The organism is Streptomyces sp. NRRL F-5126, from assembly GCF_000721265.1.
Classification (GTDB): domain Bacteria; phylum Actinomycetota; class Actinomycetes; order Streptomycetales; family Streptomycetaceae; genus Streptomyces.
Map to the genome: position 1 here is coordinate 516831 of NZ_JOFZ01000006.1, position 16842 is coordinate 533672.

The window sequence follows — 16842 nt, forward strand, 5'->3', positions numbered from 1 at the left end:
CACGCGACAGGCACCCGTACGCCGCGGCTGCGCATCCTGCCGATGCCCGCCACGAACGCAGTCGCACGCTGTCCGCAGTCGAGGACCGGACGACGCCATCGTCGGCACCGCCTACACGTGCTCCCCGTCTCTCGCCGCTGAAAGTATCCGCTCACGAACGGTGTGCTCTGGCGTACGCGTCTCCGGAAGCCGTGTTGGACAACCAGCACCCATCACCCATGGGTTGCCACTCGAGCGACTCACACAACTTGACTACGCGTTCAGCGATCACCTTCGGCGCCCCGACCCATGCACGGAATCCTTCTTCCTCCAAGGTTCCTGCCTCAATGTACTGGTTTTCCAGCAACCAATCGAGAGACTGACGGAAGAGGGTTCTGAACCGTTCTTCCCCTCCGGCCTGATACGCCAGGGCAATCAGACTGTCAACGAGGTTCCAATCGTCCAGACCGTCTTCCAGGAGCTCCTCCGATATAGCCAGCGCTTGAGTCATTTGAGGTGCACCTTAAAGGGTTTAGTGCCGGGTTTCACTATATCTACAGTTTCGCCGCCGGACTTGGAGCCGAGACGCCATTGAATGACGGTACCATCGTCGAGTTTGCGCACCTCGGGGACTTTGGGGCCCCGAGGGGGCAGCTCTTTTGACCCGTCTGTCCACTTGTCAAAGAGGTGGCGGAGCTCTTCGCGGCTACTGGCCAATCTGACGTGGCTGTTGTCGCCCTTCGGGAGGCCATCGAAATCCGACTGCCAGTTGCCCGTCGGGGTAGCCCCGCCATCGCCTGGGCTGTCCTCGCCACCTCCTGGTTCTTCCGGAGAGCCACCTCGGCCACCTGAGCCACTCCGCCCGCCGCCTGAGCCGCCTCGGCCGCCGACGCCCGCGGGTTCGCGGGCTTCCGTTCGGGCGAGTTCGCGGTCGAGAGTCTGGCTGACCTCGGTGGTTTCGGCGTCGACGGTTTCGATTTCGGGGACGCCGTCGGCGGCGGCCTGGAGGTAGGTCTCGACGTCGGCGATCATGTCGGCGCTGATGTCGGTGACGGCGGCGTCCAGGGTGACCTCGACGCTGCCGAGTATCGCGGTGGCTTCCGCGCCGTCCAGGGCTGCCGCGCCCGCGTCGGAGCCGCCGCCGGTGAAGAGGGTCAGGAGGGCGCCGGCGGCCGACGTGAGGCCGATGGCGATGCCCGCGCCCGAGAGTCTGTGCTCGGTGCTGCTGTGCGCCTCGTCGATGGCGTGGGCGAACTTGTCGCAGGCGGCGGCGAGTTTGTCGCAGGCCTCGCGGGCCGCGGACAGGGGCGCCTTCTTGGCGTTCGTGCCGTCCTGCCAGATCTTGGCCCAGAAGTCGGCCATCGCGTGGACGGAGTCGTCGGAGTTGTTGTCGGTGAGGGCCATCACCTGCTGGTGCAGGGAGTGGCCCAGCGTGTGGAGGGCCGTGGACGCCGTGCGGTAAGCCGTGGCGGCGTCGCGGAGTTTGTCCTGGTGGCCGTTGGGCCAGTACTTCGCGAGGACGGACGGTACGGAGGAGTGGCCTGGGCCTATCGCCGAGTCCGGGTCGGGGTAGGAGACGTCGAGGAAGACCAGGGCCGGCGGGTAGAGCGCGGGCGCGCTCTTGCCGTGCTTCGGGTTGGAGTGGTGGTCGGCCTTGAGGTAGTTGTTCGCCGTCGTCACCAGGCCACTGGCCGCTTGGCCGATGGCGCGTCCGGCCGCGGAGAACGTGTGGAAGAGGGCCTTGGCCGCCGGGTCGTACTTCCCGCCGAACTTCTTGCCGTAGGAATCGTCCCCCGCCATACCGGCCGCGTTCTGCAACGCACCGTTGAGGGTCGTCGCGATCGTGTCCAGACGGGTCTGGCCCGTGGCGAACTTCTTCGCGACGGAGTCGAGGTCGTCCGGGTACAGGTCGATCGACCCCAGCGAGTCGCCACGCGGTTCCGGGCGGCTCATCGGAGGTCCCCGGACGGCAGCCGTGTGCCGTACTCCCCGGCGCCGTCCACCACCGGGCGGCGGCGGGGAGTACGGCATCGCCGCACCGTATTGCCGGTGAGTGTGGACGGTCTCCGTAAGAAGCGACCGGCTTCACCACGCAGTGCGTGCGGCATGGCCCCACTCCCCCTGACTGTGCGGTTGTTCGACTCGAACGCCAGCGTCACAGCAAACGGTGGGCCGGACAAGGCAGTTGTGATCGACCAGACAGCGCAGGTCTCCTCAGTCGCTCGCCTCCTCGCGCGTCAACGCCACCCGCGCGGCCAGGTCCAGGCGGGTGCGGAAGTCGGCCGGGTGGGTGGGCGAGTCGAAGAAGACCGCACCCGTGGGCGAGCCTACTTCGACGGTGTCCAGGTGCGGATCGGGCGCGGAGGCATACACGGCCACGGGCTGGGAGAGCTCACCGACCGGGCCGAGTTGCTCGCCGCCGAGCTGACCCCCAACGCCGTGCGCCCCTGGACGACAGTCCGGCCCTTCCCCTGCGTCCGGTGCCGGCCGACTCATGGGGTGCCTGCCCCGTCGGGAAGCCGACGTTCGGGGCGCGCGGCAAGTGCGTCTGGTTCGTGTTGGTACTCGGCGGAGGAGGGGCCCCGCCGAGTGCGGCCGGTTTCGCGGCCTGATACCGCCCAGGGGCGTCAGCGGGCGCCGGTGCGCCCCCCGCGGCGTCAGCGGGCGCGGGCCACCCGCGCCTCGTCCCAGACCGGCTCCGACGTCTCACGCACCACCCCGTCCGCGCCGAAGACCAGGTAGCGGTCGAAGGAGCGCGCGAACCAGCGGTCGTGCGTGACCGCCAGTACCGTGCCGTCGAACGCCTCAAGGCCGTCCTGCAGCGCGGACGCCGACTCCAGGTCCAGGTTGTCCGTCGGCTCGTCGAGCAGCAGCGCCGTCGCACCGCTCAGTTCGAGCAGCAGGATCTGGAACCGCGCCTGCTGGCCGCCCGAGAGGCGGTCGAAGGGCTGGTCGCCCGACGGGGCGAGCTCGTAGCGCCGCAGCGCGGACATCGCGCGGCCGCGGTCGCGCGCGTGCTCCGTCCACAGGATGTCGACGAGGGTGCGGCCGACGAGTTCCGGGTGCGCGTGCGTCTGCGCGAAGTGCCCCGGCACGACGCGCGCGCCAAGACGCCAGGCGCCCGTGTGTGCGACGTCGTCCCCGGCGAGCAGCCGCAGGAAGTGGGACTTGCCCGAGCCGTTCGAGCCGAGCACCGCGACGCGCTCGCCGTAGTAGACCTCCAGCGAGAACGGCTTCATCAGCCCGGTCAGTTCGAGCCCCTCGCACACCACGGCCCGCACCCCCGTGCGCCCGCCGCCGAGCCGCATGCGGATGTCCTGCTCGCGCGGCGGCTCCGGCGGCGGGCCCGCGTCCTCGAACTTCTTGAAGCGGGTCTGCATGGCCCGGTAGCGCGACGCCATGTCGGGGCTGTTCTCCGCCTGCTGGCGCAGCCGCAGCACGAGGGCCTTGAGGCGGGCGCGCTCCTCGTCCCAGCGCCGCCGCAGCTCCTCGAACCGCGCGAAGCGCTCCCTGCGTGCCTCGTGGTACGTGGCGAACCCGCCGCCGTGCACCCACACGTCCGACCCCGCAGGGCCCGGCTCCACGCTGACGATCTTCTCGGCGGCGCGCGCCAGCAGTTCCCGGTCGTGGGAGACGAAGAGCACGGTCTTGCGGGTCTCCCGCAGGCGCTCCTCCAGCCACCGCTTGCCCGGTACGTCCAGGTAGTTGTCCGGCTCGTCGAGGAGCAGCACCTCGTCGGGGCCGCGCAGCAGCGCCTCCAGTACGAGCCGCTTCTGCTCGCCGCCGCTGAGGGTGCGCACGAGACGCCACTGCGCCTTCTCGTAGGGCACGCCGAGCGCCGCGACCGTGCAGACGTCCCACAGGGTCTCGGCCTCGTAGCCGCGCGCCTCCGCCCAGTCGCTGAGCGCCTGCGCGTACCGCATCTGCGCGCGCTCGTCGTCGACGGTCATGATCGCGTGCTCTGCCGCGTCGACGGCACGCGCCGCCTCGCGGATCCTGGGCTGCGCCACGGATACGAGCAGGTCGCGCACGGTCCGCTCGTCGTCCCCGCCCGCCTCGCCGGCCACCGAGGAGCCGACGAACTGCGGCATCACGCCGAGCCCGCCGCTGACCGTGACCTTCCCGCCGTGCGGCTGGATCTCGCCCGAGAGGAGGCGGAGGAGCGTCGTCTTGCCCGCTCCGTTGGCGCCGACGAGGGCCACGACCGCGCCCTCGCCCACCCGGAAGGAGGCGTCGCCGAGCAGCACGCGCCCGTCCGGCAGGTAGTACTCGAGGTGCGCGGCTTCCAGATGTCCCATGGTGGGCATTGTCGGGGCGGCGGGGCCGCGCTGACCAATCGTTTTGGTGACGGGACCGGGGGCCGTCCCCCGCTACGCGAGCTTGAGGAGGAGCTCGCCGAGCTCGGCCGGCATGGTGATCATGCAGTCGTGGCCGGTCGGCAGTTCCCAGACCTGCGCGGGCGTGCCGTTGGGCTGGACCGGGGGAACGGGGCGGCGGACGACGCCCGGGGGCGTGGCGCCGACGTTGTGGATGTGGGTGCGCGGGATCGCGTTCACGGCCGGGTTGTCGAGGCGTACGGGCTGCTGGAGGCAGCGCACCGTCCCGTCCGAGAGCATCGTGCGCAGCCAGGCGACGTCCGCCGGGTCCGTCACGCCGAACAGGCCGAAGGGGGCGGGCCGCTCGGGCATCGGCGGCACGCGCCAGCCCTCCCCGGACCGCTCGGCCTGCTCGATCATGTGCAGGGTGGCCGGCTGGACGTCGGCGGCGCTCTCGCCGTCCACCGGGACCATCGCGTCCAGGTGGACGAGGTGGCCGACGCGGTCCGGGACCCGGTTGGCCGCGGAGGAGATCACGAGGCCCGCGTAGCTGTGGCCGACGAGCACGACGTCGTCGAGCCGGTGCCGCGTGATCAGCCCTGCCACGTCGTCGACGTGCGTCTCCAGGCCCACCTCCGGTCCGAGCAGATGCGCCTTGTCGCCGTAGCCGGTCAGGGACGGCGCGAATACCCGGTGGCCGGCGGCCTCAAGGAGCGGGACCACGCGGTCCCAGCAGCGTCCGCTGTGCCATGCGCCGTGGACCAGCAGGAATGTGGACATGCGCAGATCATCTTCTTCCGCGTGACGGTTACGATTCGTACCTCGGTACTGTTTGAGTACCGCAAGCCATGCTTGTACGACGGCGCATCACGGGCAATAAGGCACTTTTCGGTGACCCGGTTCTCTGGAGGTAACCATGAACCCGTCCGACGGTCGGGGCAGTCGGAGCAGCCAGAACAGTCAGGACAGTCAGGACAGCACCGGATGCCGGACCCGGGTGGTGCTCGGCATCGTCGGCGACAAGTGGTCGCTGCTGATCGTGCGCAACCTCAGGAACGGGCCGCGCCGCTTCACCGAGTTGAAGAAGAACATCGACGGCATCAGCCAGCGCGTGCTGACGGTGAAGCTGCGCGGCCTGGAGCGCGACGGCATCCTGACGCGGACCGTCCACCAGGTGATGCCGCCGCACGTCAGCTACGAGCTGACCGAGATGGGTGTCACCCTGCGCGAGGCCAGCATGCCGCTGCTCGAATGGAGCGTCGCGCACCTCGCCCGTATCGACGACGCACGCGCCGCGTACGACGCGCGCGCGCAGCCGCCGGAGGCCCCCCAGGGGCCAAGTCCCTTGCGCCCGCCGGGCCCTCCCGTGACTCGCGCCAGGCCGTAAACTCGCGGCATGAGCTTCGGGCAGGGGGCGCCCCGGTGGGGCGGCGAAGGGGAGCCGCGGGACGAGAACCCGTACGGCGGGCAGAGCGGGCAGGCCGGTCAGGGTGGTCAAGGTGGTCAGAGTGGGTACGGCGGGCAGCCGGACCCGTTCGGGCCCGCGTACGGCCACGGTCAGGACATGCCCGGGGCGGCGGGGCAGCAGGCGCAGCAGGCGCCGTACGCCCAGGCGTCGTCCTCGACACCCGACTGGTCGGCCATGGCCGACGCGTCCGCCGCGCAGGGGCGGCGCAAGCGGTGGTTCATGATCGGCGGGATCGCCCTCGCGACGTGCGCGGTCGGAGCCATCGTCGCGACCGCCGTCGTCTCCGCCGGCAACGGTGACGCTGACGCGAGCGCGTCCGGCAGCCCGGCGCCCGGCGGCACGCAGGCGCTGCCGCCGCTGCCCGAGCCGTCCGCCTCGCAGCAGCCGTCGTTCTCGTCCGTCGCTCCGAAGCCGCCGCCTGACCCCAAGGACTTCATCGACAGCGCCGCCAAGGACAAGGCGCCGCTCAGCGCGGCGACGCTGTTCCCCGGCAAGAAGCTGACGATAGGGAACCGCACGTACGTCAAGGACGCCACGGCCGCCACCGGCAGTTGCGCCGCCGCGACGCAGGGCGCCCTCGGCGCCTCCCTCACCGCGCACGGCTGCACGCAGGTCTTCCGCGCCACCTACAGCAGGGACGGGGTGGCGGTCACGGTCGGCGTCGCGGTCTTCGACAAGGAGGCCGAGGCCCTCGCGGTGAAGAAGCAGTCGGCCCAGGGCGGCGTCGCGTCGCTGTCCGGCGCCGGCGTGCCGACGTTCTGCCGGGTGACGGTGTGCCGCACGACGGCCAACTCATACGGGAGGTACGCCTACTTCACTGTCGGCGGCTTCGAGACGCGCCGCGCGGTGACGTCGAAGGACAAGCAGGTGTTCACGGCGGGCGACGACATCGCGGAGTTCGCGTTCCGCCAGATCGCGGCACGCGGCCAGGCCCAGGCTTCGGCGGCCGCGGCGTCCCGGAACGGGTAGGCGCGCCGACGGAGTCCGGCGCCGCGGCCCGGGCGCCGGGGCCGCCCTTGGCCGGGGCCGACCTTGGCCCGGGGCCGACCTTGGCCCGGGGCCGACCTTGGCCCGGGGCCGACCTTGGCCCGGGGCCGCCCGAGCGCGCAGCCGCTCGGTACACGCAGCCGCAGGCTGCGGGCAGCCACCGGATCGCCGAGCCACGGGGCCACCAGTCGCGCGGGCCCGAGGCATGAGCACCGGGCTCGGAGGCCACGGCCGCGCCCGCTGGGCCCGCGAGCCGCGCGGCCGCCCCTCATCGGCGACCGAGCCGCCGCGCGGCATAGAGTCGGGAGGGCGGAGGCCCGCCGCCGTGCCGTCCGCTCCCCGGCAACGCCAACGCCAAGGCCGGCGCCGAGGCGAACGCCGAGGCCGACGCCACCACGACCTTCCACGAGGAGCCCCCGTGACAGACCCGGCGCCCAGCACCGTGCAGCAGGAGATCGCCCGGACTCTCCAGGTGTCCGCGAGCTTCGACCCCGAGCAGGAGATCGAGCGCCGCGTGGCGTTCCTGGCCGAGCGGCTGACCTCGACGGGGCTCAAGTCCCTGGTGCTCGGCATCAGCGGCGGCGTGGACTCCACGACCGCGGGCCGGCTGTGCCAGCTCGCGGTGGAGCGGGCGCGCGGCGCCGGGCACGACGCGACGTTCTACGCCATGCGCCTGCCGTACGGGGTTCAGGCGGACGAGAAGGACGCCCAGCTCGCGCTCGGGTTCATCAAGCCCGACCGCGTCCTGACCGTGGACGTGAAGGCCGCGAGCGACGCCATGCTGGCCGCGCTGCTCGACAGCGGTGCGACCTTCCGCGACGAGCACCACCAGGACTTCGTCCAGGGCAACACCAAGGCACGGCAGCGCATGATCGCCCAGTACGCCGTCGCGGGCGCGCACCACGGCCTGGTCGTGGGCACGGACCACGCGGCCGAGGCGGTCTCCGGCTTCTTCACGAAGTACGGGGACGGCGCCGCCGACGTCGTGCCGCTGACGGGGCTGACCAAGCGCCGGGTGCGTGCCGTGGCGCAGACGCTCGGCGCACCCGCCGAGCTGGTGGCCAAGAAGCCGACGGCCGACCTGGAGACCCTCGCCCCCGGCAAGCTCGACGAGGACGCCCTCGGGGTGACGTACGACGAGATCGACGACTTCCTTGAGGGCAAGCCCGTCAGCGAGGCGGCCTTCGAGTCGATCGTCCGCCGCTACCACTCGACCGAGCACAAGCGGCAGTTGCCCACCGCACCCTGAGCGGGCGGCGACCGCCGCCCGGAATGACCCGAAAGATCAGCCTTCACGAGGTTTGTTCTGCCGCGAAACGGGCAACCCGTTGCACACCCGGCCGGCGCCATGGGACATGTCGGGAGGTCGATCAGCGGTGCCCGAGAAGCAGAGCCAGCGGCAGCAGCGGAAGCAGAAGCAGGACGCAACCCCCGAGACGTACGAGTACATCGTCGTCGGGGCGGGCACGGCCGGATGCGTCCTGGCGCGGCGCCTCTCCGAGGACCGCACCCACCGCGTGCTGCTCCTGGAGGCCGGGCGGCCGGTGCCCGCCGAGCCGGTCCCCGCGCCGGCCGCGTGGCCGTCCCTCCTCGGCACGGCGGCCGACTGGGGCGGCACGACCGTCCCGCAGAACACCGGCGGCTCGCCCATCCCCTGGCCGCGCGGCCGCGGACTCGGCGGTTCGTCCGCGATCGGCGGGATGACGTTCCTGCGCGGCCACAGGTCCGGCTGCGACGCGTGGACTGCGGGCGGCGCCAAGGGGTGGGGCTACGACGACCTCCTGCCGTACTTCAAACGCAGCGAGAACGTCACCGGGGTCCGCCGCCGCGACCCCGCCTCGCGCGGCACGGACGGCCCGCTGCGCGTCGCCCCGGCGGCGCGCCGCCACCGCCACCCGCTCGCCCAGGCGTTCCTCGCGGCGGCGGTGCAGGCGGGCCACCCCCGGGCGTGTGACCTGGCCGCGGGCCTGGAGACGGGGTTCGGCTGGGCGGACCTCGCCATCGCGGACGGCGCACGGCAGGACGCGGCCCGCGCGTACCTGCGTCCGGTGCTCGGCGAGCGCGCGAACATGCGGGTGATCACGGACGCGTTCGTGCAGCGCCTGCTGCTGGACGAGACGGGCACGTCACCGCGGTGCACGGGCGTCGCCTACACGGTGGCGGACGAGACGCCTGCCGAGGACGCGCCGCGACACGCGTCCTCGCACACGGCGCGCTGCTCCCCGGGCGGCGAGGTCGTGCTCACGGCGGGCGCCGTGGGGTCGCCGAGGCTGCTGATGTCGTCGGGGCTCGGACCGCGGGAGCATCTCCAGGACGTCGGGATCACCGCACACCTCGATCTGCCGGGCGTCGGTTGCAACCTCCAGGACCACGTCGTCTCGGGTGTCGTCCACCGCTCGGCCCGGCCGGTGCCCGAGTCGGAGAACAACCATGCCGAGGTGCAGGGCCTGATGCGCAGCGACCCCCGCGCGACGACCTGCACCGCACCCGACCTCCAGCTCGGGATCGCCGACCTCCCCGTGCGCGCCGCAGGCCTGCCCGGGCCGGGACCTGGCGCCGGGTACACGATCACGGTCGCACTGCTGTCCCCTTACAGCCGCGGCACGGTGCGCCTCGCGGACGCGGACCCGGCCACCCCGCCGTCCATCGACCCGTGCTACTACGCCGACCACCACGACCTCGGCCTGATGACGGCGGGGCTGCGCGCGGCGCGCGAGATCGGCATGGCGCCCGCGCTGGCGCTGTGGCGCGGCGAGGAGGAGCTGCCGGGCCGCGACATCGCGGACGAGGAGGGGCTGCGCGCCTACCTCCGCAGCAACCTGCACAGCGCGCACGACTACGCCGGCACCTGCGCGATCGGCACGGACACGGACGCGGGGGCTGTCGTCGACACGGAGTTGCGGGTGCGCGGCGTGGACGGCCTGCGCGTGGCGGACGCGTCCGTGATGCCGACGATCGTCTCCGCCAACGCGGAAGCGACGGTCTACGCGATAGCGGAACGCGCCTCGGACCTGCTGGCCCACTGACCCCGCGCCCGCCCGCCCGGGCCCGGAAGCGGGGAAGGCGGCGCCCCGGCGCCACACCGCGGACACCGAACTCGGCACGGCCCCGGAGGCGGCGGCACCAGGGCCCGGCGACCCGCCGGTTACGGACCCGGAAGGCCGCCACCGGGGCCCGCCCCAGAGATGCCGCGCCCAGCGCGACCCGGCAAGCGGCCCGGAGACCTCGGCGGCTCACCGATCGCGACCCCCGGCGGCCGCCGGTCACCGGCCCGGAAGACGGCAACCGGGCCGGCCCGCGGGCAAGCGAATCCGGCGCGGCGCCGGAAGCCCAGCGGCCAACCGCTCGCCGCCCCGGCAGGGCAGAATCAGCGACCCGCAGATCCGGCCACCGGCCGTGTGCCGTCGAACGCCGCCCGCAGCCGGCCCGGCGCCGGACCGACGGGCGGCGGGCCGCTCATGCCCGCCAAGGGCGGACCGCAGCGGGCGGGACGCAGGGCGCGGGCTCCGCCCGGGGGGCCTAGCAGCAGCCTGCGCCCGGCAGCGTGCGCCTGTTGCGGGCCTCGCGGTTGCGGGCCGCCAGTTGATCGTCCGGCGGGTAGCCCACCTCCTCGAGCGTCAGGCCGTGCGGACGTACGACGTGCACCGCCGAGTCGCGGACGCCCGCCGCGAGTACCTTCGCCGGCCACTCCGGGCCGCGGTGTCCGTCGCCGACGAACAGCAGCGCGCCCACCAGCGAGCGCACCATGTTGTGGCAGAAGGCGTCCGCCCTGACCGTCGCCGTGACGACGCCGTCACCGCCGCGCGTCCAGTCGAGACGCTGGAGCGTGCGGATCGTCGTCGCGCCCTCGCGCCGCTTGCAGAACGCGGCGAAGTCGTGCTCGCCCACAAGACGCGCCGACGCCTCGTTCATGGCCTCGACGTCGAGTGTCCAGTCGTGCCACAGCACGTGGCCGCGCAGCAGCGGGTCCACCCCGCCCGGGTGGTCGGTGACCCGGTACGCGTAGCGGCGCCACACCGCCGAGAACCGTGCGTTGAACCCGGCGGGCGCGGGCCGCGCCCGCCACACCCGTACGTCGTGCGGCAGCCGCCCCGCGAGCCGCCGCAGGAGCTTGTCCTCGTGGGCCTCCCACAGCGTCTGAGGAAGGTCGACGTGCGCCACCTGACCGCGCGCGTGGACGCCCGCGTCGGTGCGTCCCGCGACCGTCAGGTCCCACGTCCCGGCCGACCTCGTCACCGTGCGCAGTGCGTCCTCGATCTCGCCCTGCACCGTGCGCCGCGCGGTCTGCTTCGCCCAGCCGGAGAAGCCGGCCCCGTCGTAGGAGAGGTCGAGCCGCACCCGCACGAACCCGGGCGCAGGGCCCTCGCCGTCCGCGGGATCGGCGCCCACCCCGCGCGCACCACGTGGACCATCCACACCACTCAAACCGTCGACACCGTTCAGACCGTTCAGACCGCTCACACGGCCCATACTCCCAGGCTCCCGGCCCATGCGTACGGCCTCCCGCACAGCGTCCCGACAACCCGGGGCGGTACGGTCATCCCACCAGAACGTACGTACCGAAACAGGAGACCACCACCCCATGGAGACCACCATCCGCAGGGCAGTGATCCCCGCAGCCGGCCTCGGCTCCCGCCTGCTGCCGCTGACCAAGGCCATCCCGAAGGAGATGCTCCCGGTCGGCGACAAGCCGGTGATCGAGCACACGGTGCGCGAACTGGTGGCCTCCGGCATCACCGACATCACCATCGTCGTCTCGGGCGGCAAGAACCTCATCCAGGACCACTTCCGCCCCAACCCCGCCCTGGTCGCGCAGTTGCGCGCCGACGGCAAGGCCGCCTACGCGGACGCCGTCGAGGAGGTCGGCGAGCTGTCCAGGTCGGGCCACATCACCTACCTCGACCAGCACGGCCCGTACGGCAACGGCACGCCCGTGCTGAACGCCGCACGCAACTTCGGCGACGAGCCGATGCTGGTGCTGTGGCCCGACGACGTCTTCGTCGCCGACGTGCCGCGCGCCCAGCAGCTGATCCACGCGTACGAGGCCACGAACTGCCCGGTCCTCGCGCTGCTGCCGATGCGTGCCGCCGACTCGGGGCGCTACGGCGTCCCCGTCGTCAAGGAGGATCTGGGCGAGGGGCAGTTGCGCATCACGGGCCTGGTCGAGAAGCCCGCCCCGGAGGACGCGCCGTCCCTGTTCGCCGCGATCGGCGGCTACGTCATCACGCCGGCCATCGTGGAGGAGCTGCGGGAGCAGACGAAGCGCTGGTACGAGCACAGGACGGGCGAGATCTACCTGACCGACGCGATCAACGCCTACGCGGCGACCCGGGCCGTGTACGGGCAGGTCATCCAGGGGCGCTGGTACGACACCGGCAACCCCGCCGACTACCTGGTCGCCCAGTTCGCGAGCGCCCTGTCGCACCCGGAGTACGGGCCTCTGCTGCGCGGCCTGACGCAGGACCCGGACGGCGTCGCGCCGACCCCGTGAGATGAACGGCGGAAGGCCCGTACCCGCTGCTCACGCAGTGGGTACGGGCCTTCTCGCGAGCCCTTCCCGCGAGCCCGGAAGCCGGGCACGGGGCAGGACGGGGCCTACTTCGCCTCGTCCTCGGAGGAGGCGGCCTCCTCGGACTTCGCGTCCTCGGCCGGAGCGGCCTCGGCAGCGGCGTCCTTCTTGGCGCTGTCCTCCTTGACCGCGCGCTTCGTCGCGGCCTCGGCCTCGCCCGTCGCCTGCTGGGCGACGGTCAGGGCCTCCACCAGCTCGATGACCGCCATGGGCGCGTTGTCGCCCCTGCGGTTGCCGATCTTGGTGATCCGGGTGTAGCCACCCGGGCGGTTCTCGTAGCGCGGGCCGATCTCGGCGAAGAGCGTGTGGACGACGCTCTTGTCGGTGATCGTGCGCAGCACCAGGCGACGGTTGTGGATGTCGCCCTTCTTCGCCTTGGTGATCAGGCGCTCCGCGACCGGACGCAGGCGGCGGGCCTTCGCCTCGGTCGTGGTGATGCGGCCGTGCTCGAAGAGCGACTTCGCGAGGTTCGCGAGGAGCAGCTTCTCGTGCGCGGCGCTGCCGCCCAGTCGGGCACCCTTGGTGGGCCTCGGCATGGTGGTTCTCCTATCGGTCTGCACCGGCCGTGTCAGGTACCGGTGTCAGGTCCGGCGAGCGGTCGCCCGCCGGAGGCTTCGTGTGTGCGGCGTACGGCGTGCGGCGTTCAGCACGCCGCCCCGTGACGCCGCGAGCACGGCGGTGCCGCGCGGCCGATCATGGCCGCGCGGCACCGGTCCGCACTCAGTACTGCTCGGTCTCCACGAACCCGGCGTCCGCGTCGTCCTCCGCGCCGAACGCGTCGGCGGCGGCGGTCGGGTCGAATCCGGGCGGGCTGTCCTTGAGCGCCAGGCCCATGCCGGCCAGCTTCGCCTTGACCTCGTCGATCGACTTCGCGCCGAAGTTGCGGATGTCGAGCAGGTCCGCCTCGGAGCGGGCGACGAGCTCGCCCACCGAGTGGATGCCCTCGCGCTTGAGGCAGTTGTACGAGCGGACCGTGAGCTCCAGCTCCTCGATCGGCAGCGCCAGGTCGGCGGCGAGCGCCGCGTCCGTCGGCGACGGGCCCATGTCGATGCCCTCGGCGTCGATGTTGAGCTCGCGGGCCAGGCCGAACAGCTCGACCAGCGTCTTGCCCGCGGACGCCATGGCGTCGCGCGGCCGCATGGCCTGCTTGGTCTCGACGTCGACGATCAGCTTGTCGAAGTCGGTGCGCTGCTCGACACGCGTGGCCTCGACCTTGTACGTGACCTTCAGCACGGGCGAGTAGATGGAGTCGACCGGGATGCGGCCGATCTCCTGGCCCACCTGCTTGTTCTGGACGGCGGAGACGTAGCCGCGGCCGCGCTCGACGGTCAGCTCCATCTCCAGCTTGCCCTTGGCGTTCAGCGTGGCGAGCACCAGGTCGGGGTTGTGCACCTCGACGCCGGCGGGCGGCGCGATGTCCGCCGCGGTGACCAGGCCGGGGCCCTGCTTGCGCAGGTACATCACGACGGGCTCGTCGTGCTCCGAGGAGACGACGAGCTGCTTGATGTTGAGGATGAGGTCCGTGACGTCGTCCTTGACGCCCGGCACGGTGGTGAACTCGTGCAGGACGCCGTCGATCCGGATGCTGGTGACCGCGGCACCGGGGATCGACGAGAGGAGCGTGCGGCGGAGCGAGTTGCCGAGGGTGTAGCCGAAGCCCGGCTCCAGCGGCTCGATGACGAACCGGGAGCGGTACTCGTCGACGACCTCTTCGGTCAGCGACGGACGCTGAGCGATAAGCATGGGTCAGTCCTTCTGTTGGGGGCGCCCGCTATTTGACGCCCTTCAGTACTGCCAAGGGTACGGGCGAGCCGGCGCGAACGCGCCGTACCCGCCCGTACCCGGTGGTGCTGCCCGCGTCAGACGCGGCGGCGCTTGGGCGGACGGCAGCCGTTGTGCGGGGTCGGCGTCACGTCCTGGATCGAACCCACCTCGAGGCCCGTGGCCTGGAGGGAGCGGATCGCGGTCTCACGGCCGGAGCCGGGGCCCTTGACGAAGACGTCCACCTTGCGCATGCCGTGCTCCTGCGCGCGGCGGGCGGCCGACTCGGCGGCCATCTGCGCGGCGAAGGGGGTCGACTTGCGCGAGCCCTTGAAGCCGACGTGGCCGGCGGAGGCCCAGGAGATCACGTTGCCCGTGGGGTCCGTGATCGAGACGATGGTGTTGTTGAACGTGCTCTTGATGTGCGCGTGGCCGTGAGCGACGTTCTTCTTTTCCTTGCGGCGCACCTTCTTGGCAGCGCCCTGACGTCCCTTAGGGGGCATGTCGGGTGTTCTCCTACGGAGGGGAGGTGGTCGGTCCTACAGCGAAGACCGCTGGTGAAGCGTGGTGTCCTGCTGCGGACTACTTCTTGCCCGGCTTCTTCTTGCCGGCGATGGCGCGACGCGGGCCCTTGCGGGTACGCGCGTTCGTGCTCGTGCGCTGACCGTGCACGGGCAGGCCACGGCGGTGACGGATGCCCTGGTAGCAGCCGATCTCCACCTTGCGGCGGATGTCGGCGGCGATCTCGCGACGGAGGTCACCCTCGGTCTTGAGGTTGGCGTCGACGTACTCGCGGATCTTGACGAGGTCTTCCTCGGCGAGATCGCGGACGCGGACGTCGGGGCTGACGCCGGTGGCGGCGAGCGTCTCCTGGGCACGGGTGCGCCCGATGCCGAAGACGTAGGTGAGGGCGACCTCGACGCGCTTCTCGCGCGGGAGGTCAACGCCTGCGAGGCGTGCCATTCATGGCTCCTGATGGATGCGGAGGTCTGCCGCAGTGCCGCTCCCGGGTGGCGCCCGGGTCTCCGGCCTCCGCCGGAGGTGTCAGGGTCCCGCTATGGGCCCTGGGCTCTGCGTTTCTACTGGGGATGCTGTGCGTCGCGCGAAGACGTGCGAGAAGTGCGTACGGACGAGGGTCCGCGTCAGCCCTGGCGCTGCTTGTGGCGCAGGTTGTCGCAGATGACCATGACCCGGCCGTTACGGCGGATCACCTTGCACTTGTCGCAGATCTTCTTGACGCTCGGCTTGACCTTCATGGGATTGAGGTTCTCCGGGTCAGTGCGGGCGCCCCTGCGAACAGGGACCCGCAAGATCTACTTGTATCGGTAGACGATCCGGCCGCGCGTCAGGTCGTACGGGGAGAGCTCCACGACGACCCGGTCATCCGGGAGGATACGGATGTAGTGCATCCGCATCTTGCCGCTGATGTGCGCGAGGACTTTGTGACCGTTCTGGAGTTCCACCTTGAACATGGCGTTCGGGAGGGACTCGATCACGGTGCCCTCAATTTCGATGGCACCTTGCTTCTTGGCCACGCTTCGCCCTTCGAATCGGCTGCCTTGATCGATTCCGGCCGCCGTGCGCGGACACACGGGCGCACCAGAGCCGACGCGTCAGTCTACGGCAGGGCCCTCGAAAAGACGAATCCGTTCAGTCTGCCCAGGGGGAGAGATCCCTAAGCCCCGTGCCGCTCACCGCCGCGGGTGGCGGTACAGGTGACCGCCTGCGGCAGGCCGCCTGCCGACCCCGTCCAGCATGGGCGCCGTACCCGTTGCGGGCCGGGCCCGCACCCCAGGGGCGACGACCGCTACGCCAGCGGGTCGGGGGCGGCCGTGACGCCGAGCTCCGCGAGCTTCGCGCGGCCGCCGTCGACGGCGGTCAGGACCAGCGGGCCCTCCTCCGTCAGCGCGATCGAGTGCTCCCAGTGCGACGACCAGGTGCGGTCGAGCGTAACGACCGTCCACTCGTCGGGCATGACCTCCGTCTTCGGCGTGCCGAGCGAGACCATCGGCTCGATCGCGAGGCAGAAGCCCGGCACAAGGCGCGGGCCCTTGCCGCGCCCGCGCGACACGTAGTTCAGCAGGTGCGGGTCCATGTGCATGGCCGTGCCGATGCCGTGGCCGCCGTAGTCCTCGATGATCCCGTACTTGCCGCCGCCCGGCTTCGGCTGGCGGCGGATGTACGACTCGATCGCGCGCGACACGTCGACGAGGCGGTTGCCGCCGCGCATCGCCGCGATGCCGGCCCACATCGACTCCTCGGTCACCCGGGAGAGCTCGACGAGCTCAGGCGAGTGGCCGCTGCCGACGAACGCCGTGTACGCCGCGTCGCCGTGCCAGCCGTCCACGATGGCGCCCGCGTCGACGGAGATGATGTCGCCGTCCTTCAGGACGGTCTCGTCGTCGGGGATGCCGTGCACCACCACGTCGTTCACCGACGTGCAGATCGTGGCGGGGAAGCCGCCGTACCCGAGGAAGTTCGGCTTCGCGCCGTGCTCGGCGAGCACCTTGCGCGCGACCTGGTCCAGGTCCCTGGTGGTGGCGCCCGGCACCGCGGCCTGCGCGGTCGCCGCGTGGATCGCGGCGACGACCAGCCCCGCCTCGCGCATCTTCGCGATCTGCCCAGGGGTCTTGATCTCCACCATGTCCGTTCCTGCGCCTTCCCAGTACGTCCCTGCACCTGCGTGCACGTGTGTGCCCGAGGATGTGCTCGTGCGACCGCACACGTACGGCCGTGGTGCCCGGTAGGACACCACGGCCGCG

At 71.8% G+C, this 16842-nt stretch carries 18 protein-coding genes; 5 read left to right on the forward strand and 13 right to left on the reverse strand.

What is annotated here, in order from left to right; all coding sequences use genetic code 11:
- Positions 1-151: 151 nt before the first annotated feature.
- The 5 genes from IH48_RS0115235 to IH48_RS0115255 all read right to left on the reverse strand — a co-directional run bounded on the left by IH48_RS0115235 (position 152) and on the right by IH48_RS0115255 (position 5075).
- Complete coding sequence (locus IH48_RS0115235) at positions 152-490, reverse strand: hypothetical protein (protein ID WP_030903799.1); 339 nt, start codon at positions 488-490, stop codon at positions 152-154.
- On the reverse strand, positions 487-1932 hold the full coding sequence (locus IH48_RS34395; protein WP_051839803.1) for a hypothetical protein: 1446 nt from the start codon (positions 1930-1932) through the stop codon (positions 487-489). The genes IH48_RS0115235 and IH48_RS34395 overlap by 4 nt, the downstream gene beginning before the upstream one ends.
- Positions 1933-2193: 261 nt before the next feature.
- On the reverse strand, positions 2194-2358 hold the full coding sequence (locus tag IH48_RS36255; protein ID WP_158710298.1) for a hypothetical protein: 165 nt from the start codon (positions 2356-2358) through the stop codon (positions 2194-2196).
- A 278-nt stretch (positions 2359-2636) separates the two neighbouring features.
- The gene (locus tag IH48_RS0115250) at positions 2637-4277 is read right to left on the reverse strand and encodes an ABC-F family ATP-binding cassette domain-containing protein (protein WP_030903801.1); all 1641 of its coding nucleotides are present in this window, start codon (positions 4275-4277) and stop codon (positions 2637-2639) included.
- 72 nt (positions 4278-4349) lie between these two features.
- Positions 4350-5075: an alpha/beta hydrolase gene (locus tag IH48_RS0115255; RefSeq protein ID WP_030903804.1), complete on the reverse strand. Its 726-nt coding sequence runs from the start codon at positions 5073-5075 to the stop codon at positions 4350-4352.
- Positions 5076-5211: 136 nt separating this feature from the next.
- Between IH48_RS0115255 and IH48_RS0115260 the strand changes: the two genes are divergently transcribed.
- From IH48_RS0115260 to IH48_RS0115275, 4 genes are all read left to right on the forward strand, one after another.
- Positions 5212-5682 carry a winged helix-turn-helix transcriptional regulator gene (locus IH48_RS0115260; RefSeq protein WP_051839805.1) on the forward strand — a complete coding sequence of 157 codons (471 nt, stop codon included), beginning with the start codon at positions 5212-5214 and terminating at the stop codon, positions 5680-5682.
- A 9-nt stretch (positions 5683-5691) separates the two neighbouring features.
- Complete coding sequence (locus IH48_RS0115265; RefSeq protein WP_420705488.1) at positions 5692-6732, forward strand: hypothetical protein; 1041 nt, start codon at positions 5692-5694, stop codon at positions 6730-6732.
- Between the two features lie 436 nt (positions 6733-7168).
- Complete coding sequence (gene nadE / locus IH48_RS0115270; RefSeq protein WP_030903810.1) at positions 7169-7999, forward strand: ammonia-dependent NAD(+) synthetase; 831 nt, start codon at positions 7169-7171, stop codon at positions 7997-7999.
- 127 nt (positions 8000-8126) lie between these two features.
- Positions 8127-9776 carry a GMC family oxidoreductase gene (locus IH48_RS0115275; RefSeq protein WP_234434255.1) on the forward strand — a complete coding sequence of 550 codons (1650 nt, stop codon included), beginning with the start codon at positions 8127-8129 and terminating at the stop codon, positions 9774-9776.
- A 493-nt stretch (positions 9777-10269) separates the two neighbouring features.
- On the opposite strand, the gene truA is transcribed toward IH48_RS0115275, so the two are convergent.
- On the reverse strand, positions 10270-11139 hold the full coding sequence (gene truA, locus IH48_RS0115280; protein ID WP_051839807.1) for a tRNA pseudouridine(38-40) synthase TruA: 870 nt from the start codon (positions 11137-11139) through the stop codon (positions 10270-10272).
- A gap of 193 nt (positions 11140-11332) precedes the next feature.
- Between truA and IH48_RS0115285 the strand changes: the two genes are divergently transcribed.
- Positions 11333-12241: a UTP--glucose-1-phosphate uridylyltransferase gene (locus tag IH48_RS0115285; RefSeq protein ID WP_030903816.1), complete on the forward strand. Its 909-nt coding sequence runs from the start codon at positions 11333-11335 to the stop codon at positions 12239-12241.
- Between the two features lie 104 nt (positions 12242-12345).
- Here the strand turns inward: IH48_RS0115285 and rplQ are convergent, their stop codons facing one another.
- The 7 genes from rplQ to map all read right to left on the reverse strand — a co-directional run bounded on the left by rplQ (position 12346) and on the right by map (position 16724).
- Complete coding sequence (rplQ, locus tag IH48_RS0115290) at positions 12346-12855, reverse strand: 50S ribosomal protein L17 (protein ID WP_030903818.1); 510 nt, start codon at positions 12853-12855, stop codon at positions 12346-12348.
- Positions 12856-13039: 184 nt separating this feature from the next.
- Positions 13040-14062 (reverse strand): DNA-directed RNA polymerase subunit alpha, encoded by a 1023-nt coding sequence (locus IH48_RS0115295; protein ID WP_030903820.1) that lies wholly within the window; start codon positions 14060-14062, stop codon positions 13040-13042.
- A 116-nt stretch (positions 14063-14178) separates the two neighbouring features.
- A complete protein-coding gene (gene rpsK / locus IH48_RS0115300; RefSeq protein WP_003948617.1) occupies positions 14179-14583 on the reverse strand; it encodes a 30S ribosomal protein S11 in 405 nt (134 codons plus the stop codon).
- Between the two features lie 79 nt (positions 14584-14662).
- Positions 14663-15043 (reverse strand): 30S ribosomal protein S13, encoded by a 381-nt coding sequence (gene rpsM / locus IH48_RS0115305; protein WP_030903822.1) that lies wholly within the window; start codon positions 15041-15043, stop codon positions 14663-14665.
- A 179-nt stretch (positions 15044-15222) separates the two neighbouring features.
- On the reverse strand, positions 15223-15336 hold the full coding sequence (gene rpmJ / locus IH48_RS0115310; RefSeq protein ID WP_030903823.1) for a 50S ribosomal protein L36: 114 nt from the start codon (positions 15334-15336) through the stop codon (positions 15223-15225).
- Between the two features lie 57 nt (positions 15337-15393).
- Positions 15394-15615: a translation initiation factor IF-1 gene (gene infA, locus IH48_RS0115315; protein ID WP_003956442.1), complete on the reverse strand. Its 222-nt coding sequence runs from the start codon at positions 15613-15615 to the stop codon at positions 15394-15396.
- A 272-nt stretch (positions 15616-15887) separates the two neighbouring features.
- A complete protein-coding gene (gene map, locus IH48_RS0115320) occupies positions 15888-16724 on the reverse strand; it encodes a type I methionyl aminopeptidase (protein ID WP_030903825.1) in 837 nt (278 codons plus the stop codon).
- Positions 16725-16842 lie beyond the last annotated feature (118 nt).